This window comes from Sporosarcina sp. Y838, assembly GCF_056786515.1.
In genome coordinates this window covers 46,548-66,809 of record NZ_JBXCJD010000005.1, presented here as the reverse complement: position 1 = coordinate 66,809, position 20,262 = coordinate 46,548, and the positions used below count along the sequence as shown (strand labels likewise).

Here is a 20,262-nt window from a genome sequence, read left to right as displayed (position 1 = left end):
ATGCAAAAGAATAATCGATAATGAAATTTCGTTAATGTTAGGGTTTTTAATCGAAATAAGCAATTATGAAATTGACTCGATTATAAAAAGATCATTGAAAGTAGGGGAAATGACCATGATTCGTTATCCTGAACCAATAGGCATCGGCCAAACAATCGGAGTCACCGCGACTTCATCAGGTGTTGAAAGTGAGTTGCATCATCTGCTGAGAAAAGCCGCCCATCAATTTGAGAAAAGGGGATACACCGTACTCCTTGGGGAGACTGTCTGGACGAATGAAAAACTGACTTCAGCACCGAAAGAAATACGTGTTAAGGAATTTCTAGATATGATGACGGATGATAATATAAATGCGGTTATCCCTCCATGGGGCGGCCACTTTTTGTCTGAAATTCTTCCGCTTATAAATTACGAAGAATTGAAGCCGAAATGGGCAATGGGTTACTCGGATACTAGTACATTGCTGTTGACGATTACACTATTAACTGGCATCGCTACAGTTCATGGAACAAATTTTGTTGATTTAAGGAGTGATGAATGGGACCCAGTTACTTCGAAATTCCTGGAAGTGCTTAAGGCATCCGCTGGGGATACAATTATTCAGCATTCATCTGAAAAGTTCCAATCAGAATGGCAGCATTTTGCAACACCAGATCCTTATGTCTTTAAATTGGATATGGAGACAGCATGGGAAACGATAGGAGATCATCCTGTTCGGTTTGAAGGACGACTATTAGCTGGCTGTATTGACACAATCCGTCATCTTATTGGAACGCCATTTGGGGACGTAAAAACATTCCGGGAAAAATATGTTGCGAATGATCAAATTGTATGGGCGCTTGAGAATTGTGAATTGGATGCTTCCGATTTCTATAGATCTATTCTTCAAATGCATAATGCAGGCTGGTTGGATAATACTGCAGGCATCCTATTCGGCAGGACAGCGGCAGGAATCGCCCAAGGTGGGTTTAGTGATGTAGATGCAATGGAAAGACTGTCCAAGCTGACAGGTATTCCAATCGTTTACAATGCAGATATCGGACATGTGCCTCCTCAAATGACATTTGTCAACGGCGCATACGCAGAAATCGAAGTGGCAGAAGGCAAAGCTGTGTTGAAAACGAAATTGATCTAATGATAACCTGGCAATCATTCCATTATGCCTTCAAATCTGGTATTCTTAAAGAAATGCTCGAGATGAAAGGATGATTGAAATGGCTGGACCTGCACTCAAACAACTTCACTCTCACCGCGCGATAGATGAAGGTGGACTTTCAGGAGCAATCGGTAAAACAGAGGGTATGATGGATTTCTTAAAACAGGGAGATCTTGAATTAGCGAATCAAGCGGCAGATGACTTGATTGAATATTGGAAGACACGTGTGATTAGTCATGCGGATGCGGAAGAACAAGGATTTTACGGAGAAGTTGCTGAACGCAACCCGGACTTAAAGGACGCAGTTATTCAATTGACACGGGATCATGATTTACTGCGAATTATTGTGAAAGACATTGAGCAATTGCGCGAAGAAGAAAATTTAAGCCCTGCTGTACTACACAATTTTCACGCTTTGATTGTCGTCAATGAAATACATAGCCGCGACGAGGAACGTATGCTTTTTGAAAACTAAACCTACAAAAAGCACCATTACCCGGTGCTTTTTTCTTCGTCTAGTCCCCAGTTTCTGACTAAGGCCATTTTAATATCGACATATATTGGAAGGAGACGGTAAAAATCGAAAAAGCATTAAAGATATTAACAACGTATTTCGGATACCCTTCTTTCAGGATAGGACAAGAGCAAGTAATCCGTGGTGTTATGGATTATCAAGATATGCTTTGTGTTATGCCGACTGGCGGCGGTAAGTCTGTTTGTTATCAGGTTCCCGCACTTGTGATGGATGGTACTGTCCTCGTTATTTCACCACTAATCTCATTGATGAAAGACCAGGTTGACGCGCTCCATCAAGTTGGGATTCCGGCAGCATACATCAACAGTTCGATGTCATCGGAGGAATACTTTGATACGATGGAAAGAGCTGTGCAGGGTGAATATCAGCTTCTTTATGTGGCACCAGAACGTCTTGACTCTCCCTCTTTTAAAAATCAGTTGCGTTTGATGAAAATTCCGATGGTTGCCATCGACGAAGCGCATTGTATTTCACAATGGGGTCACGATTTCCGACCTAGTTATCGAAATATTAGTAGCATCGTTTCTTTGTTTGATAAAAAACCGGTTCTACTTGCTTTAACAGCTACTGCTACGCCGGCAGTTCGGGAAGATATTTGCAAGCAGCTCGGAATTAGTGAAAATAATACAGTAATGACTGGTTTTGAACGAGCAAATCTAACTTTTTCCGTTGTTAAAGGGCAAGACCGTGAGAAATTCGTAAAAGAATATGTTCGGAAAAATGAAGGGGAAGCGGGTATCATCTATGCCGCGACTCGTAAAGCGGTCGATTCAGTGCATGACTTTCTACAAAGAAGTGGAGTGAAAGTCGCAAAATACCATGCTGGACTTGGGGATATTGAACGCCAATCCGGCCAAGACCGCTTTTTAAATGACGAAGCCGCTGTTATGGTAGCGACGAATGCATTTGGAATGGGAATTGACAAGTCCAATATTCGTTACGTTATTCATTACCAAATGCCGAAAAACATGGAGAGTTATTATCAGGAGGCAGGCCGTGCAGGCCGTGATGGGCTCGATAGTGCATGTACGGTGCTCTTTTCATCGCAGGATGTGCAAACACAACGTTTCTTAATTGACCAATCGCAAGACCAAAGCAGAATTCCCGCTGAGCTGGAGAAATTACAGTCCATGATTGATTATTGCCATACGGAAACTTGTCTACAAAAGTTCATTATCTTGTATTTCGGAGAGACGGATGTAGTGGATTGTGGAAGATGTGCCAATTGCACTGACACTCGTGAAAGTACAGACGTCACGGAAGATGTTCAAAAAGTATTGTCATGCGTCATTCGAATGGGCCAACGATTTGGTAAGTCTATGATTGCGCAAGTATTAACCGGATCACGGAACAAGAAAGTGATTGAATTCGGTTTCGATAAATTAACGACCTATGGTTTGATGAAGGGACGCAGCGCTAAAGACATTTCTGATTTCATAGAGTTTATAATTTCGGAAAGTTATCTTGGCGTGGAAAATGGGCAATTTCCGACCATTTATGTTAGTGAAGCAGGAAAAGATGTACTGACAGGCAAGGTGACAGTACATCGCAAAGTTTCTGTTGTTACTATGCAAGTCGCAAATGATGATCCGTTATTCGATCAGCTCCGTGCACTTCGTATGAAACTGGCTCAAGAAGCCGGTGTACCACCGTTCGTTGTCTTTTCCGATAAAACATTACGGGACATGGCAGCAAGAATGCCAATCACGAATGATGCGTTCCTAGAAGTAAACGGTGTAGGACTTGCAAAATTGGAACGATACGGTGATCCGTTCATGGAAGAAATCAAGAATTATCAAATGCAAAATGCTTGATGAACTTTGAAAAAAAGAGGCAGGTACTATTCCAAAATGGGATAGTACCTGCCTCTTTATTCTTCTGAATAGACAATTGATTTATCTTCAATGATGTTAAGGACAGTCCAACCGCTCATCAATAACGGGTGACAACAATTTAAATCCACATAGCAATTGGGGTAGCGTTTACTACTTTAAGCTAAATATTTTAACGGTTATCTACTTTTTCCGGATACATATCATGATTCATCATCCGGTGTTCTGCCATTTTTTCATATTTCGTGCCGGGTTTACCATAGTTACAATAAGGGTCTATTGATAATCCGCCGCGTGGTGTGAACTTACCCCATACTTCGATGTAACGTGGTTCAATCAGTTTGATTAAATCATTCATAATGATATTGACACAGTCTTCATGGAAATCGCCATGATTGCGGAAACTGAAGAGATACAATTTAAGTGCTTTACTCTCTACTAGCTTTTTGTCTGGCATGAAACTGATATACATCGTTGCAAAATCGGGTTGCCCGGTCATTGGGCAAAGTGAAGTGAATTCAGGACAATTAAATTTCACGAAATAATCACGATTGATATGCATGTTGTCGACTGACTCTAAAACGTCAGGGTTGTATTCATACACGTATTTTGTGTTTTGATTACCGAGTAAAGTTAAGTCGGTCAGTGTTGCCTCATCTCTTCCAGCCAATTAAAAAACCTCCCATAAATTTGTCAGGGAGGTCCATAGGCGCCGGAAAAAAGAGCCATATCGAATGCACATGACTTAAATTCCGTTATCCATAGTTTTTTTAAGAGGGTCGCTATGAACCTCTCCCGAACAGGGTATTCATTTCGTATCTGACATTAAACGACCTACTCTGATTTGTCAATAGCTTCTCTTTTTGTTAAGCCAATTAACGCATACAGAGCAACTGCCAGCAGGAGGAAACCAGTCAGCATGAATGCTCCTCGATATTCTAGGTCGAGGAAGCCGATAAGTCCCGAACCAGCAACAACGCCTATTGAGAAGAATGCATAGAAATAACCATAAGCTTTTCCACGGAATTCAGCAGACGAAGAATCGATTAGCAGTGAGTTGATCGATGGGAATAGGAAAGCAAATCCCGCTCCGTAAATACCCATTGCGACATACAAGTAATTCAATTCTTCCATTTGGCTTAGGAACAACATACTCAATCCCATGAGTGCAATTCCGAATGCTAGCGTCACAACCGGTCGTACGCGGTCAAAAACTCGATTAATGGGCAATAAAAAGATTAGAATTGCAACCACGCCGAATGTACTTAATAATAACCCCGTCGTTTTCGTATCGAATCCGAGCGAAGCTACTTTTAACGGTAAAACAAGAGCTAGTACACCTTGTGAAAACATTAAAAAGAATGCCCCAGCAAAAGCTCTGACCATTCCGGGATGCTGGAACAGATTAATAACCTGGAATTCACCAGCACCTTGTGAAGGTTGTTTTCGTACATATGTATAAGAACGAAGAACAAAGAATGCTAGTATTGCTAACAACAGCATAATCCCGCCGTTGACCGCCATAATGAATGAGGTGCTTGTTTTCGCAGCAACAATACCGCCGTATGCAGGTCCTAAAATTGCGGCCATTCCAACGAATGCACCCGAAATTGCAACACTTTTACCACGTTTTGAACCTTCTGCACGATTTGCTAGGAAAGTGAAGGCTGCGGGAACAATTAGTCCTTCCATAAAACCATGAACGAATCGCACCCCGAGCAGTGACATCGGCCCAGAAACAAACGCGTAGAGGAAGAGAGAAATCGCCGTCGCAAAAAGTCCGAGTACTAGTATGAGGAATGGACCTCGTTTGTCGGTCATGAAACCTGAAATGACATTCCCGATTGTGTTAGAAAATGAATAGATACCTACCGCAAGTCCTACCAGGAATGGCGTAGCACCAAGTGATAATGCAAATGGACTCATAACGGGAAGTTGTGAAAATAAGTCGAAAAACGAGAAAAATACAATGAGGTAAACAAACCCACGCATAATGCAGCCTCTTTTCAATTATATAGATACCGTTCTATATTTTAGCATTAGTTTGAGCTAAGGGGAAAAGGATAGATTGTGAACAATCCATTTGGTTTGCCATTATACGAACTGTAGCGATAAGATTACGCTTAGATCTGATAGAAAAAGAGGTGAGAAATGAATGAGTTTCCTTAAAAAACTTTTCAGCAAACAAGATAATACAAAGAATGAAGCGCAAATTGAAAAACAGTATATTTTTGTTGAACTGGAATTGGAGGATTACTACGAGCCTTTTTACGCTAGGGATTTGTCAGAACGCCAAGTTGCCGATTTGAATAAACCTGAATATATGAATGTTCACCAATCATTCAATTTAGGATCACCAGTAATTGCACATATTGCATCTGATACTTCAATTGAAATATTTATTCAAACAAATCACTTTGAGGCGGATTCTGTCGTTAAAGCGGGAATTGTAGTGAAGCATGCGTATTCATCCATCGAAGCGATTTTTATGGAAGCAGTTATTTGGACTAGCGTTGGTCATGTGGTGACGATTCCATTTAAACTAAATATTCGTGCTGACGATGAAAAGTCTAGATTGGCTTCAGCATTGATAAGCATACAGAAAGAAATTCCGTTTTATTTTGGAAGAGTAGTAAATGATTTAGTGACGATAGACAAGCAAATGCTTATGACTATTCCGGAGTCCGTGCAGAATGATATGCAAATCACTCTTGCAGAACTGTACCATGACGAGTCACGAAATCCGGGTCCGTATATTGAAATTGAAACAGTTTTGGATCGTGAAATGACGACTGCAGGATGGGTCATGCACTTTGATAATGAAAAGTTGATAGAAGAAGAACCAGACTTGTCTTTTATGATAAATGAAATTTTAAGTACGGTTTTTGATAAAATCATTCAATTGGCCGACAATGGCCGTTTTACAGGATGGGTTGCAGAACATGCAGCGAATTCAGAAGGAAGCAGTCCATATGGCGAATCAACGACATTCGTCTTTACATCATCAGAACCGATGCATAGAAATGAAAAACTTCATAGTGCCATTATGAAATATATGAAATCATTAAAAGGGTTCTTAAGAGAAGATGGCGGATATCCATTAAAGTATGAAGCACTTCCTTTGATTAGACAAAGCGGCACTGGATATGGATTTGTCTTGATTGATGAATGTTTTTTAGCAAAAGCAGATGAGTTATATAGAAAGATGACGAATAAAGAGATAAACTTATATAGTAAATTGCTGAAATTGAAAGCATTAGATCGAAAGGGGAATAAAAACGATGACAATTAGAGTCGGAATTGCAGGTTATGGAAATTTAGGCCGCGGTGTTGAATACGCGATTGCTCAAAACAACGATATGGAACTGATAAGCGTATTTACAAGGAGGAAGCCAGAGGACGTTAAACTGCTGAATGGCAATATACCTGTTCATATGATGTCTGACATCCAAAATTATACAGAAGATATTGATGTCCTAATTCTTTGCGGAGGATCAAAAAATGATTTACCGGAACAAGGACCAGCTCTTTCTGCTCTCTTCAATACTGTCGATAGTTTTGATACGCATGCAAAAATTCCAGGATACTTTGAATCGGTTGATGCAACGGCTAAACCGAATGGTAAGACCGCGATCATTTCCGTCGGATGGGATCCGGGTTTATTTTCCATCAATCGTTTGTTCGGTGAAGCAGTATTATCAGAAGGAGAAACGTATACATTTTGGGGCAAAGGGTTAAGTCAAGGACATTCCGACGCACTCAGAAGAATTGATGGTGTAAAAGGTGCTGTTCAATATACGATTCCTGATTCAGATGCAGTCGATCGAGTGCGGGATGGTTCGTTACCAGAATTGTCGACGCGTGAGAAACATACGCGTGAATGCTATGTGGTCTTGGAACAAGGCGTTGACGCTGAAGAAGTGCGAAACACGATTGTAACAATGCCAGACTACTTCTCTGATTACGATACGACTGTTACCTTTATCACTGAAGAAGAATTGAAACAGGACCACTCGGCAATGCCACACGGCGGTTTTGTAATTCGTAGCGGTAAGACAGGTGTTGGCAATACACAAGTAATGGAGTATTCACTAAAACTGGGTAGCAATCCCGAATTTACTTCAAGTGTACTCGTTGCATACGCACGCGCAGCTTACAGGTTGAATGAGAAAGGTGAAACAGGCGCAAAAACAGTATTTGATATTGCACCTGGTTTACTATCACCAAAAAGCGCTGCCGATTTGCGTAAAGAGTTATTATAATAGCACTAGAGCCACCTAGGAAATTCACTATATACACGTCCAAAAAATGAACTTTTGATAGTTGATGTAAACTAAAATTCCTCAATCTAACTTTTGGTTGGGGGGTATTTTTGTTTAAGGATATATTAAAACCTAGTTTTTTGATAACACTTCACTTTTCGCATATACTACTCATAGGGACATATTTAGGAGGGCGAAGTAATTGACAAAATTAGACGATACATTAGCGATGCTAAAAGAGTTAACGGATGCTAAAGGGATTCCAGGAAATGAACGTGAACCCCGTGAAGTGATGAAAAAGTACATAACGCCATTTGCGGATGAAATCGAACAGGATGGACTCGGATCTTTGATTGCGAAGAAAACGGGCGAAGAAAATGGACCTAAAATCATGCTTGCTGGTCACCTTGATGAAGTCGGATTCATGATATCTAAAATAGATGATAGAGGCTTCCTGTCGTTTCAAACCGTTGGAGGCTGGTGGTCACAAGTGATGCTTGCGCAGCGCGTGACAATCGTTACACGCAAAGGCGATACAATTACAGGTGTTATAGGATCAAAACCTCCGCATATATTATCACCGGAAGCACGTAAAAAACCTGTCGATATTAAAGATATGTTCATTGACGTCGGAGCAACTTCAAAGGAAGAAGCAATGGAATGGGGTATTCTGCCCGGAGATATGGTAGTGCCTTATTTTGAATTCACAGTGATGAAAAATGACAAATACCTCCTTGCAAAAGCATGGGATAACCGTATCGGCTGCGCAATCGCTATCGATGTTATGAAAGCGCTTAAAGGCGAAAAACACCCGAATATCGTTTTTGGCGTCGGGGCTGCACAAGAAGAAATTGGGCTGCGGGGTGCACGAACGGCGGCAACGAAAATTCAACCGGATATCGGTTTTGCAGTTGATGTAGGAATCGCTGGCGATACGCCAGGTGTCACTTCAAAAGAAGCGACGGGAAAAATGGGCGATGGTCCACAAATTTTATTATTCGATGCTTCAATGGTTTCACATAAAGGATTGCGTGAGCTAGTAGTCGATACCGCTGAAGAAAATGGTATTCCATATCAGTTCGAAACAATTCCAGGTGGTGGGACGGACGCGGGTTCAATACATCTTTCTGGAAAGGGTGTACCATCACTTGCGATTTGTATACCAACAAGATATATTCATTCGCATGCGGGCATTCTACACCGAGACGATTATGAAAACACGGTGAAACTGATTGTCGCAGTTATAAAGAAATTAGACCGCGATACTGTAAATAAAATCACTTTCGAATAAAATTTAAAAGGTGTGCTTAGGCCAGTAAAATGGCTTAAGCCTTTTTTATTCATGAACATCTATAAAGATACACTTGACTTTATAATTATGCATACATATAATCAGAGATACCAATTGAAATAAACGATAGGGGATGAAGAAGTGGTGATGATTGACTTGGACGAAACTAAAATATTGGCAGGATTAAAAGGGAAAGATCTATTGACACTACTGGACTATACGCGTGATGAGGTAGCGTATCTATTATATAAAGCGGATACTATGAAAAAAGAGATGGCAGCTGGCAAGATGCCAAATTTATTGGCGGGAAAAACACTCGGTATGATTTTTGAGAAGCATTCAACGCGCACACGTATTTCATTCGAAGTGGGAATGATCCAGCTAGGTGGGCATGCGATATTCATGAATGCACGCGACTTGCAAATAGGGCGTGGGGAATCGGTTTATGATACTGGTCATGTACTGTCTGAGTATTTAGATGGCGTCATGATTCGTGCGAACTCACATGAAATGGTGAAAGAATTGGCACAACATACTTCGGTTCCAGTTATCAATGGCTTGACGGATATTTTTCATCCATGTCAGGCATTAGCAGATTTACTAACGGTTTTGGAAGTGAAAGGGTCATTAGAGGGAATGAAGTTAGCATACATTGGGGATGGAAATAATGTAGCACATTCCCTGGTCATTGCCGCAGCACATATGGGTATGCATGTAGCTGTCGCAACACCAAAAGGATTTGAATACAATCCGAATCTTTTAGTGAAAGCACAAGCTATTGCTGTAAAAAATGGTGGAAGTGTTTTTGAAACGACGAATCCTGTTGAGGCTGTTACAGATGCAGATGTTGTTTATACTGACGTCTGGACGAGTATGGGGCAAGAAGAAGAAGCGGCCGCACGTCTCGAAGCATTCAAAGAGTTTCAAATAAACGACAGTTTGGTGGCTCATGCGAAAAAGGATTACATGTTCTTGCACTGCCTACCTGCTCACCGTGAAGAAGAAGTAGCGACTTCTGTTATCGATGGTCCAAATTCATATGTTTTCCAACAAGCAGGGAACCGATTGCATGCACAAAAAGCGGTACTTGCATCTTTGTTATAATTAAATACCTTAAAAGCCCAGGTTTGTTGTCTGGGCTTTTTTGCTGATTCATTCAAAATTAATGGTAAACTGAAAATATGTTTGATCAATAAATGAAATTATTCCGTGAAGGATTTGGTGAAATTTCTAGTTTTAAAATACTAAAGCCGCTCAATGAATGAGCGGCTTTATGTTTATCCAAATGCCATCCTAGAAAATTGTGCGGGTGACAGTTGTACACGAAGTTTTTACAAAGTTTAACTTGCCGAAAATACTTGTGCTAGTTCTCCGGCCATCTTTGTTTTTTCCTGTTCACCTGAACTATTCCACAGCTTTTCAAAAAACACCCCAAGGCCTGGTAACAGGTGTTCTTCACCTCGCTTGATGGCATCTTCCACAACGTTACGGATATCATCCGCTGTATTATTCGTCATGTTTGCCGTAATCGCATCTCTTATTTGAAAATCCATTTTATCAACCTCCCACACTCATTTTGGACACAAATATCGCCAACTATACCGTCATTTGTTACACTGAAAAGAAAAAGGCGGTAAAGAATATATGAAACGCATTGAATCCTCACAAAACGCACTTGTGAAACATTGGAAAAAGCTTGTTACAACACGAAAAGAACGCGATCAGTCGAAAGAATTCCTTGTCGAGGGTTTTCATCTCGTTGAAGAAGCATTGAAAAGTGATGGGACAATTCTCGCGTTAATCACCCGTGACGGTGTTGAAATTCCTGAAGGATGGTCTATTGAAGATGTGAAGCTTGTTGAAATAACAGAAGCGATTGCGAAAGAAATATCTGAGACGGAACAGTCGCAGGGCATTTATGCACATTGCCGTCAGCCGGTGCACGCTGAAGAGGACTATACAGCATGGAAAAAACTTTTATTAATTGACGCTGTCCAAGATCCAGGTAATGTCGGTACGATGATACGAACGGCAGACGCTGCTGGAATGGATGCAGTTATTCTTGGGGTAGGGACTGCTGATTCATATAATCCGAAAACAGTACGGTCTGCGCAAGGCTCCCATTTCAATATCCCGATCGTCAAAGGTGATCTTATTGAATGGACGGCTAAGTCGAAAGAAGCGGGCATTCAAGTTTTGGGGACAGGATTAAAAAATGCTGTGAATCACTCCGATATTTGGCCGCAAGCTGAATTTGCATTGATCGTTGGAAATGAAGGCAGCGGTGTCAATCCTGAATTGCTTGCAATGGCGGACAACACAGTCAAAATTCCAATGTACGGCAAAGCGGAATCGTTAAATGTTGCGGTTGCGACTGGAATCTTACTCTATACGTACTCCAAACTGTAAAAATTGCAGGTTGTTGCTGTACAAATCATAATCGGGTATACTATTGGTTATGAACAGAAATGAAAAGCGATGATCGGGAAAAGTAAACAACACATGAGCCGAAAGGGAGTCTGCGCCTTGACTGAAAGCGCAGATGGGTAAATGAGTGTCGAAGTTCACCCCGTGAGCTGCCGCCGGGACCAGCGAAAGCTGTAAAGGTGAGCCGGTGCCGGACCGTTATTCCGATTTGAGTGATCATATCTTTTTGGTATGATAATCAGGGTGGTACCGCGAAATCGTCCTCGTCCCTTTTATAAGGGGCGGGTTTTTTTTATTTTCGAGAGGAGAATCGCAATGGAAGCACAATTAGAACTGTTGAAAGATGAGGCGCTTGCAAAAATTGAAGCTGCATCAGATGTTAAAGCGTTAATCGAAGTCCGTGTTGCCTATTTAGGGAAAAAGGGGCCAATTACTGATTTACTGAAAGGGATGGGAAAACTCCCTGCCGAGGAACGACCTAAGATGGGGGCACTCGTCAATGTCATCCGCGAAAAGGTAACTGAAGTTCTGGAAGACCGTATGGTGAAACTTGAGGAATTGGCAATCAATGAACAGCTTGAAAAAGAATCAATTGATGTCACATTGCCTGGACGTCCAGCAAGAACTGGGAATCACCATCCGCTAACACGTGTAGTTGAAGAAATCGAAGACTTCTTCATTAGCATGGGCTATGAAATCGCCGAAGGTCCCGAAGTTGAGAAAGATTATTACAACTTTGAGGCACTGAACTTGCCAAAAGGCCACCCTGCACGCGATATGCAAGACTCGTTCTACATATCCGAAGATATACTTCTTCGTACACATACGTCACCTGTACAGGCTCGCACGATGGAAGCAAAAGGCGGCGCACCGATTAAAATCATTTGCCCGGGTAAAGTGTACCGACGTGACAGTGATGACGCGACGCATTCACATCAGTTCACACAAATCGAAGGGCTTGTCATCGGAGAAGATATCCGGATGAGCGACTTGAAAGGAACCCTTTCTTTATTTGCGAAGAAAATGTTTGGCGATGAGCGTGAAATTCGTCTCCGTCCAAGCTTCTTCCCATTCACGGAACCATCTGTTGAAATGGACATTTCTTGTTTCAAATGCGGCGGAGATGGCTGTAACGTTTGTAAAAAAACGGGCTGGATCGAAATTTTGGGTGCCGGAATGGTACACCCGAACGTGCTGAAAATGGCTGGTTATGATCCGGCTGTCGTTTCAGGTTTCGCTTTCGGTATGGGACCTGAACGAATTGCAATGTTGAAATATGGTGTGGAAGATATCCGTCATTTCTATACGAATGACGTGCGGTTTGTATCGCAATTCCACCGGACGGAAGCTTAAGGAGGAATTGATATGTTAGTATCTACAAAATGGTTGAGTGAGTATGTAAATATAGAGGGTATTGCTGTTGCGGATCTTGCGGAGAAAATTACACGCTCCGGCATTGAAGTCGATTCAATCATCGATCGTTCTCACGGAATGACGAACGTTGTCGTTGGATATGTTAAAGAATGTGTGAAGCATCCGGAAGCGGACAAATTGCGCATCTGCCAAGTGGACGTTGGAGAAGAAACAACACAAATCATTTGTGGCGCACCGAACGTTGCAGAAGGACAAAAAGTAATTGTTGCACGCCCGGGCGCTGTACTGCCAGGCGGCATGAAAATTAAAAAAGCGAAACTACGCGGTGAAGAATCGAACGGTATGATCTGTTCGCTTCAAGAACTTGCAATTGAAGGGAAGCTTGTACCGAAAGCCTATGCAGAAGGCATTTACGTACTCCCTGAATCGGCAGTACCTGGAGAATCAGCACTGTCACTACTTGGTCTTGATGATCAAGTACTTGAATTCGATTTGACGCCAAATCGCTCGGACGCACTTAGCATGATTGGTGTTGCCTATGAAGTTGGCGCGATTTTATCACAAGGAATTCAGCTTCCTGAAATTAACTACACGGCTTCAAATGAAAAAGCGGAAGATGTGCTGAAATTGCGCATTGATGCAAAAGAAGACAATCCGATGTACGTCGCGAAAGTTGTAAAAAACGTCAAGGTTGCAGAATCACCGTTATGGCTACAAAATCGCTTGATGGCTGCAGGCGTACGTCCACATAATAACGTTGTCGACATTACGAACTTTGTCCTAATGGAATACGGCCAGCCGCTTCATGCTTTTGATTACGATCGTCTTGGAACAGGAGAAATCGCTGTCCGACTTGCAGAGCAAGGCGAGAAATTCACGACATTGGATAATACTGAACGGACGCTTGAAGCGCACCAACTTGTCATTACAAATGGTAAAGAACCAGTGGCGCTTGCCGGCGTAATGGGCGGGCTAAATACTGAAGTGCATGACGGAACGACAACTGTTGTCATCGAGTCGGCTTACTTCGCACCGGGATCTGTCCGCCGTACGTCGAGAGAGCTTGGGCTTCGCAGTGACGCAAGTACGCGCTTTGAAAAAGGAGTCGATCCGAATCGAGTTACAGCCGCAGCAGAACGCGCCGCGCAATTAATGTCTGAAATTGCGGGCGGCGAAGTGCTAGAAGGGTCCGTTATTATCGATGAACTCGAAAAAACGCCTGTACGAATTGTTGTTTCTCCGGATTATATTAACAACCGTCTAGGTATGAAAATACCTCTGGAAGAAATGTTGGCGATTTTGGAAAGACTGCAAATCCCGACAGAAGCGGTGAACGGCAAACTACTAATCGACGCGCCGACTCGCAGGCAGGATCTGCGTATTGAAGAAGATATTATCGAAGAAATTGCTCGGATGTACGGCTATGACTTGATTCCGATGACGCTTCCTGTGACGGAATCGACGCCGGGTGGCTTGACACCATATCAGGCGAAACGTCGTACAGTTAGAGCGTTCCTTGAAGGCGCAGGACTCTACCAGGCGCTGACGTATTCATTGACATCTAAGGAACAGGCACAAAGCTACGCGCTTGAAACAGCACCTGTTACAGAGCTTCTGATGCCGATGAGTGAAGATCGCAGTATACTTCGTCAAAGTCTCATTCCTCATCTTCTAGAGGCAGCGACTTATAACGTTGCACGCCGTATGGATTCGGTGGCACTATATGAAACGGGATCGGTTTTCCTTGGAGAAGAAGAAGATGGCCTTCCACAGGAAGTGGAACATGTTGCAGCTGTTATAACTGGCAAGTGGGTCGACCATGCATGGCAAGCTGAAACAAAATCGGTAGACTTCTTCGTCCTGAAAGGGATTGTCGAAGGCATGATGGACAGTCTAGGTCTATCTGAAGGTCTGTCATTCAAACAAACTGTTCTTGACGGGATGCATCCTGGGCGGACAGCAAACATTTTCTATAACGGTGAACGGATTGGTTTAATCGGTCAAATCCATCCAACGGAACAGAAAAAACGCGATTTGAAAAACACATATGTCATGGAAATGAACCTTGCTAAAATCCTTTCTATCGAAACGGATGAATTGCTATATGTTCCGGTTCCACGTTTCCCATCGAGTTCAAGGGACATCGCGCTAGTCGTTTCGAGCGATACATCAGCAGGTACGCTTGAAAACGTTATTCAAAGTGCTGGCGGTAAATTGTTGAAAGACATCAGATTGTTCGACTTGTATGAAGGGGGTAATGTTGAAGATGGCAAGAAGTCACTTGCATTTTCACTGACATATTCAGATTCCGAGCGCACATTGACGGACGAAGAAGTCGTCAAAGCGCACGACAAAGTATTGAACGCATTAACAACAGAAGCAGGAGCTTTGCTTCGCGGATAAATAAACAAAAGCGGTACACAGAATTTCGATTCTGTGTACCGCTATTTTTTAAAGGTAAGTATAAGTTTTTCAACCTGTAGCGGTGTCTAGACTTCAGGCGCCAGCCCCTGGGGTTATTAGTCGTTTGAGAAGGGATTGAACTATATCCCTTCTGTGCCAAATAGAAATGGTGAAATAACTACGTACCATACACAAAGTGGTAAAAAATTCCGGAAAACAATAAATGGTGATAATATCCCAGTAATTACTCCAGTAGAGTGAAAAGTGAGGGGCTAGGAATGAAGTATTTAGCAATGGTTAAAAGATTAAATCCACTTATTGAAGAGGAAGTATGCCTTGAAATTGGAGGGGTTCAATTTACAGGTTTTTCATTTGTATGTCCTTATAATATTGAGGTTGGGCAAATTTATCCCGTTTCACTAGGGTTTACGATTTTAGATGAATTAATTATTGAGGAAATAAATGGAGATAAGAAAGAGTTGGAGCAAATTTGTAAGGGTTATCAATACTACATCCGAGGACTTTTACATGAGACCTCAATAGATGTTGGAATAATTATTTCAGATGAAGATGAGTATTTCATGAATTATTCTAATTTATTTGGTAAATTTGTTGAAATGAAAGTTGATAGAATTAGTATTGAATTTTTACAAAAATAGTATGAAATAATAGGTTGATTCACAAAACAAAAACGCAAACCATGAGGTTATACTTTGTGAACCTGTACGTGCGATAGTAGTCAGGTTAATTATTATTAACGTACTAATTGGTACAAGTAGTTTCTCGGACTACGAATACTTTTTTACATCATTTACAACACTATTAGATGCTGACTGACAGTCATATCATGAAACAGCAAATGGCAGATCATGAGCAGCAACAAATAAAATCTCAAATCGATCAAAGACTTGTGAAGCAGAAAAAATCTCAATTAAAAGAAGTATATCTACAATGGAATGCTCGTTCGGGGAAACTGAGAGATAATAATAAAACAGCACTGTAGACTGACAAAGCGATTTGAAGCAGAAATAAAACACTTGACTAAACGTAAGAAACACCATCTTTAGGCTACCTGACCTCAAGTTTTTTTGGGTCAGGTAGCCTGATTTTTATTATCGAAGGGTTATTCATGAATGGACTCACTGACATCCATTTCCTAGCGGGTCATTGGGCGGCCTTGTCTTCAAAAAATACGCTGTAGACGGAATTGGCACTTCGTACGCAGTGGCAGCGTTTGATTTCTACACGGAAGATATTGGAGCTATGCTAAGTGCAGATGCGACAGTAAACCAGAGAATGGAAGCTGCAGCTTTCACTTTCATTAAACCTGCCAAAGGACTAGGTATGGTACATGATATTTCGAAGGCAAAGGGTATAGATAATGCTTCTGATAACAAAAACAATAATTAATTCAGAGGTGAGAGCTTACTTCATTCTCCAACAAGACCAAATGGAATTGGTAAGCCTCATGTATCAAGTTTAGGTGATTTGGTTCCAGCTAGTAAGGATGGTTTATATAAAGGTCGCCAAGTGACTGTTACAGTACATATACTTGGAGGTTATAGAAAAAGAGCTAAGTCTAATAGTCCTTATACTAGTATTACTAATAACAAAAATGTGATTGGGAATTATGGAGAAAATGCAATTGAATTGGATATTTCTGCTGTAAGGAAAGATATACAGTCTAGAAAAGTAAAGGATGTTGTTATACTTTCTCCAAAGCAAATTCTGAAAATAATAGAAAGAGATGTTATTTCCTCTGATTTTTTGAAGAAAAGAGCTATTGACTGGACTAAAAGGGATAATGAGTATTTGATTAAAGCGGAAGTTCCTAGCCAATACATTAAGATTTCGTCTAAGGAGTGAGAATTTTGAAGCTTTTCTTTTTAAACGAATGTTTAGGGGAACTAGAAAATATTATTGTTGAAGGTATGTGGGTAAATGGAAAGATCATACCTAATAAGAACATGGAGAAATTCAAGGCTTTTTTCGAGGAGATTGTTGACGAAGAAAACGAGTTCGCAGAAGAGGATTTTAGTGAAGAATGGTTAGATGATAGCAATTGGTTTATTATTGATAATGAAAATAGAAAAAAGAATATATACATACCTGCAGTTTATCCTGATGGGGATTTTAACTGGAGATGGAGATGATTTAAAAATATAAAGCTTTGATTATGGATGGTGCTTGTCAATTACACTGTTTATGTTTGCGCACTGGAAGGGCATAAATTGAGTGATTAACAAGTGGATGAAGTGAAAGGCTTGTTTTTATATTAGTTTATCGATCATTACTATATCTTGAATTTAAACAGGACCTAGATAATTACATAGAAAAACCCCGAATACAAGACTTTTCAAAAAGTGTCTGCTTTTCGGGGGGAGCTCAGAATATGCGGTTTATGTTCATTCATTGACACCTTTCGTGACTATAAATCCGATTTCGGCTTCTAACTTAAATGGTTCCACATCAATCGTGCCAAGCTCAATGTTGAATTCGGCGGAACCATGGATGATATACTCACCTTTAGGAAATCCCTCATTAATAAGTGTCTGTATGAATTCTATAATCTTTTCATCATCATTTTCACTATACCCTCCGGCAAATGAGTATCTCGCGCGCAATGGTTCGTCTTTTTTTAATGTCGTCACAATTAGCGGTCCATTCATCGGGTAATCGATACTGATTCCCCGTGTCCTTTCTTCCAATGGGAAATAGAAGGGAGAAGCGGCATGGGAAATGTCGATGGAGGCTTGATCGCCGATATATGTTAATTCGGCAAATATTGCAGTATCGCCAAAAATGTCATACACGTCTTTTTCTGTGAACAAGCGATAAATGAAATCACCTTTTACCACTTGGGTTTCCGCTGGTGGCAGCGGTTCCGTTGGACGGGGTTGATGGTTAGCATCATTTTTTTCAGCAGTACCACATGCAGTAAGGATAGAAATAAAAACGAATAAAAAAACGAATCTTCTCACAACAATCACCTCTATCAATTAGAACGGAAGAAGAGCGATAAAGTTACATTTTTTGTGTTTACCTCTATTAAGATTAGAGACGGTTAAATGGCAATATGAGGCACCGGATTTAGTTGTTATTTTTTACGATTTTTCCTAGCCGCCAGAGCCTTTGCTTTCCCCGCATTCGCAAAATGCCACTTTGTCAACGATTTCAATGTATCTTCACCGCTGTTCAATAAAATCTTGGCGGCCACTTCGTCCACTTTTGGTCCTGCGCCTTTTGGAATTGTCATACCCGCAATACCACTCAGCCGATCCATCTCTTCTAAAAAAGCAACACGCGCAATAATAGACGCGGCTGCTACTGACATATGAAGACCTTCCGCTTTCGTAGAAAACAGCACATTCTCTCTCACAATTTCAGACTCCGCTTTAATATGATTATAATAAATGCCGCGTTCCGCAAATTGGTCAATCAAAATATAATCGGGTTTCTCGCCATCCATTTTTCGAAGGACATGCTTAAGCGCTTGATTATGGAGGAGGGCTTTAATCTTCCCTTGGGACCAGCCACTTGCTTGCACTTCATTGTATTTCGCGTTATCAAGTGTCAATACACTATGGAGAAGCGCTACCTGCAAATCAGGGGCGATTTTCCGCATAAGGTCATCCGTCAGCATTTTTGAATCTTTCACTCCGAGTTCGCGTACCAATTCGACTTGATCGGCACGGACGAAACAAGCCGCTACCGTGACGGGTCCGAAGAAATCGCCCGTTCCGGTTTCATCCGACCCCAGTACTGATAGTTCGGCTAAGCGATCGGGCAGCGAATCTCCTTTTGTTTTCACCGCCACTGAGCCCGCTTTACCTTCAGCTTTACCCCAGCGCGCCGCCTCCCGTTCAGACCCTGCACCTTGGAACAGCACTTTACCAGATTTATAGGCAGTTATTGAAGTATCCGGCAGCTTTGCGGCAAAAACGACGCCTGGGGCATTGCGAATGATTTTGGACGCGGTATAATGACTTATTACTTTCTTCATTACTTGATCATTTACAATAATGACTTGATTACTCAATTTATTACATCCTTTCGTCGACTTATTTCACAACCAAAACAATTTCGTGGTATGATTGATAACAGGGTTTTTACGTAGGAGGTGGTATCATTGGCAGACGAACAGAAGACGCGTATAGCAGTAGATATATACGGACAGACCTATAAAATGGTCGGTACCGAGACAAGTACTCATATGCGGCTGGTCGCTTCGCTGGTCGATGAACGGATGAGGGAAATCAGTGCCCATAATCCCTACCTCGACAGTACGAAAATCGCTGTGTTAACCGCCGTTAATAGTGTACATGATAATCTTAAATTAAAAATACAAATTGAACAATTAGAAGAAGAATTGAAAAAGTTGAAGGGTTGACGGTATTACATGTTAGATTTACTAATTATTATCCTCCTGTTCGGGGGGCTTGTCACTGGATTCAGACGAGGACTTATCGTACAAATCATACATATGACAGGATTCATAATCGCACTCGTTGTCGCTTATACGTATTATAAGCAACTCGCGGAAAAATTTGTTCTCTGGATTCCATATCCAGGTGTTACAGCTGGTTCGAAATTGTCCATGACAGTCGACAAGCTTGATCTTGATGGGACATTTTATCGCTTACTGGCATTCGTTTTGATATTTTTTGTCGTCAAATTCGTTTTTCAGCTCATTGCGTCCATGTTTGATTTCCTGACGTATTTACCTGTCCTTGGTTTTTTAGCGCGTATCACTGGGGCATTATTTGGATTCATCGAGTTTTATATACTAATATTCCTAGTTCTCTATTTGCTGGCCATGTTACCGATAGATTTTATCCAAGACATGTTGAGTAATTCATTGCTTGCAAAAACAATGTTTGAACACACGCCGCTATTATCAGAGACTGTGAAAAAATGGTGGTATATCTATACAAATTAACGGCTTCCCCCTTTTTGGAGGGGAGCTTTTTTCTAGAAAGGAA

The 20,262-nt window shown here is 41.4% G+C and carries 21 protein-coding genes, 1 riboswitch and 1 other annotated feature; of the genes, 16 read left to right on the top strand and 5 right to left on the bottom strand.

Translation table 11 applies throughout. From position 1 onward, the window contains the following. Positions 1-115: 115 nt before the first annotated feature. The 3 genes from AC1TO4_RS08635 to recQ all read left to right on the top strand — a co-directional run bounded on the left by AC1TO4_RS08635 (position 116) and on the right by recQ (position 3,505). A complete protein-coding gene (locus AC1TO4_RS08635) occupies positions 116-1,135 on the top strand; it encodes a S66 family peptidase (protein WP_482099731.1) in 1,020 nt (339 codons plus the stop codon). Positions 1,136-1,214: 79 nt separating this feature from the next. Further along, positions 1,215-1,631 carry a hemerythrin domain-containing protein gene (locus AC1TO4_RS08630; RefSeq protein WP_482104992.1) on the top strand — a complete coding sequence of 139 codons (417 nt, stop codon included), beginning with the start codon at positions 1,215-1,217 and terminating at the stop codon, positions 1,629-1,631. Positions 1,632-1,735: 104 nt separating this feature from the next. After that, the gene (gene recQ, locus AC1TO4_RS08625; protein WP_482105163.1) at positions 1,736-3,505 is read left to right on the top strand and encodes a DNA helicase RecQ; all 1,770 of its coding nucleotides are present in this window, start codon (positions 1,736-1,738) and stop codon (positions 3,503-3,505) included. A gap of 190 nt (positions 3,506-3,695) precedes the next feature. Here recQ and queF read toward each other — a convergent pair whose 3' ends face one another. Beyond that, positions 3,696-4,193 (bottom strand): preQ(1) synthase, encoded by a 498-nt coding sequence (gene queF, locus AC1TO4_RS08620; protein ID WP_482099728.1) that lies wholly within the window; start codon positions 4,191-4,193, stop codon positions 3,696-3,698. Positions 4,194-4,278: 85 nt separating this feature from the next. Then, a riboswitch (PreQ1 riboswitch) is annotated at positions 4,279-4,322 on the bottom strand. Between the two features lie 35 nt (positions 4,323-4,357). Then, entirely contained in the window at positions 4,358-5,515 is a 1,158-nt protein-coding gene (locus AC1TO4_RS08615; protein ID WP_482104991.1) for an MFS transporter, read from the bottom strand. 163 nt (positions 5,516-5,678) lie between these two features. On the opposite strand from AC1TO4_RS08615, the gene AC1TO4_RS08610 reads away from it, so the two are divergent. The 4 genes from AC1TO4_RS08610 to argF all read left to right on the top strand — a co-directional run bounded on the left by AC1TO4_RS08610 (position 5,679) and on the right by argF (position 10,180). Continuing rightward, positions 5,679-6,815, top strand: coding sequence for a hypothetical protein (locus tag AC1TO4_RS08610; protein WP_482099726.1), 1,137 nt, complete (start codon positions 5,679-5,681; stop codon positions 6,813-6,815). Then, positions 6,805-7,785: a diaminopimelate dehydrogenase gene (locus tag AC1TO4_RS08605; RefSeq protein ID WP_482104990.1), complete on the top strand. Its 981-nt coding sequence runs from the start codon at positions 6,805-6,807 to the stop codon at positions 7,783-7,785. Before AC1TO4_RS08610 ends, AC1TO4_RS08605 begins: the two co-directional genes overlap by 11 nt. Before the next feature lie 202 nt (positions 7,786-7,987). Further along, a complete protein-coding gene (locus tag AC1TO4_RS08600; RefSeq protein WP_482104989.1) occupies positions 7,988-9,076 on the top strand; it encodes a M42 family metallopeptidase in 1,089 nt (362 codons plus the stop codon). A gap of 147 nt (positions 9,077-9,223) precedes the next feature. After that, the gene (gene argF / locus AC1TO4_RS08595; RefSeq protein WP_482105162.1) at positions 9,224-10,180 is read left to right on the top strand and encodes an ornithine carbamoyltransferase; all 957 of its coding nucleotides are present in this window, start codon (positions 9,224-9,226) and stop codon (positions 10,178-10,180) included. A gap of 236 nt (positions 10,181-10,416) precedes the next feature. Here the strand turns inward: argF and sspI are convergent, their stop codons facing one another. After that, on the bottom strand, positions 10,417-10,629 hold the full coding sequence (gene sspI / locus AC1TO4_RS08590) for a small acid-soluble spore protein SspI (RefSeq protein ID WP_482099723.1): 213 nt from the start codon (positions 10,627-10,629) through the stop codon (positions 10,417-10,419). 91 nt (positions 10,630-10,720) lie between these two features. On the opposite strand from sspI, the gene AC1TO4_RS08585 reads away from it, so the two are divergent. The 7 genes from AC1TO4_RS08585 to AC1TO4_RS08555 all read left to right on the top strand — a co-directional run bounded on the left by AC1TO4_RS08585 (position 10,721) and on the right by AC1TO4_RS08555 (position 17,433). Beyond that, positions 10,721-11,485: a TrmH family RNA methyltransferase gene (locus AC1TO4_RS08585; RefSeq protein ID WP_482099722.1), complete on the top strand. Its 765-nt coding sequence runs from the start codon at positions 10,721-10,723 to the stop codon at positions 11,483-11,485. A 60-nt stretch (positions 11,486-11,545) separates the two neighbouring features. After that, positions 11,546-11,777: a binding site (T-box leader), on the top strand. A gap of 41 nt (positions 11,778-11,818) precedes the next feature. Further along, positions 11,819-12,856, top strand: coding sequence for a phenylalanine--tRNA ligase subunit alpha (gene pheS / locus AC1TO4_RS08580; RefSeq protein WP_482104988.1), 1,038 nt, complete (start codon positions 11,819-11,821; stop codon positions 12,854-12,856). Positions 12,857-12,868: 12 nt separating this feature from the next. Then, positions 12,869-15,280, top strand: coding sequence for a phenylalanine--tRNA ligase subunit beta (gene pheT, locus AC1TO4_RS08575; RefSeq protein WP_482104987.1), 2,412 nt, complete (start codon positions 12,869-12,871; stop codon positions 15,278-15,280). 278 nt (positions 15,281-15,558) lie between these two features. Beyond that, the gene (locus AC1TO4_RS08570; RefSeq protein WP_482104986.1) at positions 15,559-15,939 is read left to right on the top strand and encodes a hypothetical protein; all 381 of its coding nucleotides are present in this window, start codon (positions 15,559-15,561) and stop codon (positions 15,937-15,939) included. 508 nt (positions 15,940-16,447) lie between these two features. Beyond that, positions 16,448-16,690, top strand: coding sequence for a hypothetical protein (locus tag AC1TO4_RS08565; protein WP_482104985.1), 243 nt, complete (start codon positions 16,448-16,450; stop codon positions 16,688-16,690). A gap of 78 nt (positions 16,691-16,768) precedes the next feature. Next, positions 16,769-17,146 (top strand): hypothetical protein, encoded by a 378-nt coding sequence (locus tag AC1TO4_RS08560; RefSeq protein WP_482099717.1) that lies wholly within the window; start codon positions 16,769-16,771, stop codon positions 17,144-17,146. A 5-nt stretch (positions 17,147-17,151) separates the two neighbouring features. Next, positions 17,152-17,433: a hypothetical protein gene (locus AC1TO4_RS08555; protein WP_482104984.1), complete on the top strand. Its 282-nt coding sequence runs from the start codon at positions 17,152-17,154 to the stop codon at positions 17,431-17,433. Positions 17,434-17,685: 252 nt separating this feature from the next. Here AC1TO4_RS08555 and AC1TO4_RS08550 read toward each other — a convergent pair whose 3' ends face one another. Beyond that, positions 17,686-18,261, bottom strand: coding sequence for a hypothetical protein (locus AC1TO4_RS08550; protein WP_482104983.1), 576 nt, complete (start codon positions 18,259-18,261; stop codon positions 17,686-17,688). Between the two features lie 116 nt (positions 18,262-18,377). Then, positions 18,378-19,319, bottom strand: a complete 942-nt coding sequence (gene rnhC / locus AC1TO4_RS08545; protein ID WP_482104982.1) for a ribonuclease HIII — start codon at positions 19,317-19,319, stop codon at positions 18,378-18,380. 90 nt (positions 19,320-19,409) lie between these two features. Between rnhC and zapA the strand changes: the two genes are divergently transcribed. Then, complete coding sequence (gene zapA, locus AC1TO4_RS08540; protein WP_482104981.1) at positions 19,410-19,670, top strand: cell division protein ZapA; 261 nt, start codon at positions 19,410-19,412, stop codon at positions 19,668-19,670. A gap of 9 nt (positions 19,671-19,679) precedes the next feature. Then, a complete protein-coding gene (locus tag AC1TO4_RS08535) occupies positions 19,680-20,219 on the top strand; it encodes a CvpA family protein (protein ID WP_482104980.1) in 540 nt (179 codons plus the stop codon). The last annotated feature ends 43 nt before the right edge of the window (positions 20,220-20,262 follow it).

Bases quoted from the DNA above. Each gene is read 5' to 3' on its own strand.
- AC1TO4_RS08635 (WP_482099731.1), top strand. From the start codon at position 116: ATGATTCGTTATCCTGAACCAATAGGCATCGGCCAAACAATCGGAGTC.
- AC1TO4_RS08630 (WP_482104992.1), top strand. From the start codon at position 1,215: ATGGCTGGACCTGCACTCAAACAACTTCACTCTCACCGCGCGATAGAT.
- AC1TO4_RS08615 (WP_482104991.1), bottom strand. From the start codon at position 5,515: ATGCGTGGGTTTGTTTACCTCATTGTATTTTTCTCGTTTTTCGACTTA.
- AC1TO4_RS08610 (WP_482099726.1), top strand. From the start codon at position 5,679: ATGAGTTTCCTTAAAAAACTTTTCAGCAAACAAGATAATACAAAGAAT.
- AC1TO4_RS08605 (WP_482104990.1), top strand. From the start codon at position 6,805: ATGACAATTAGAGTCGGAATTGCAGGTTATGGAAATTTAGGCCGCGGT.
- argF (WP_482105162.1), top strand. From the start codon at position 9,224: ATGATTGACTTGGACGAAACTAAAATATTGGCAGGATTAAAAGGGAAA.
- sspI (WP_482099723.1), bottom strand. From the start codon at position 10,629: ATGGATTTTCAAATAAGAGATGCGATTACGGCAAACATGACGAATAAT.
- AC1TO4_RS08585 (WP_482099722.1), top strand. From the start codon at position 10,721: ATGAAACGCATTGAATCCTCACAAAACGCACTTGTGAAACATTGGAAA.
- pheS (WP_482104988.1), top strand. From the start codon at position 11,819: ATGGAAGCACAATTAGAACTGTTGAAAGATGAGGCGCTTGCAAAAATT.
- pheT (WP_482104987.1), top strand. From the start codon at position 12,869: ATGTTAGTATCTACAAAATGGTTGAGTGAGTATGTAAATATAGAGGGT.
- AC1TO4_RS08570 (WP_482104986.1), top strand. From the start codon at position 15,559: ATGAAGTATTTAGCAATGGTTAAAAGATTAAATCCACTTATTGAAGAG.
- AC1TO4_RS08535 (WP_482104980.1), top strand. From the start codon at position 19,680: ATGTTAGATTTACTAATTATTATCCTCCTGTTCGGGGGGCTTGTCACT.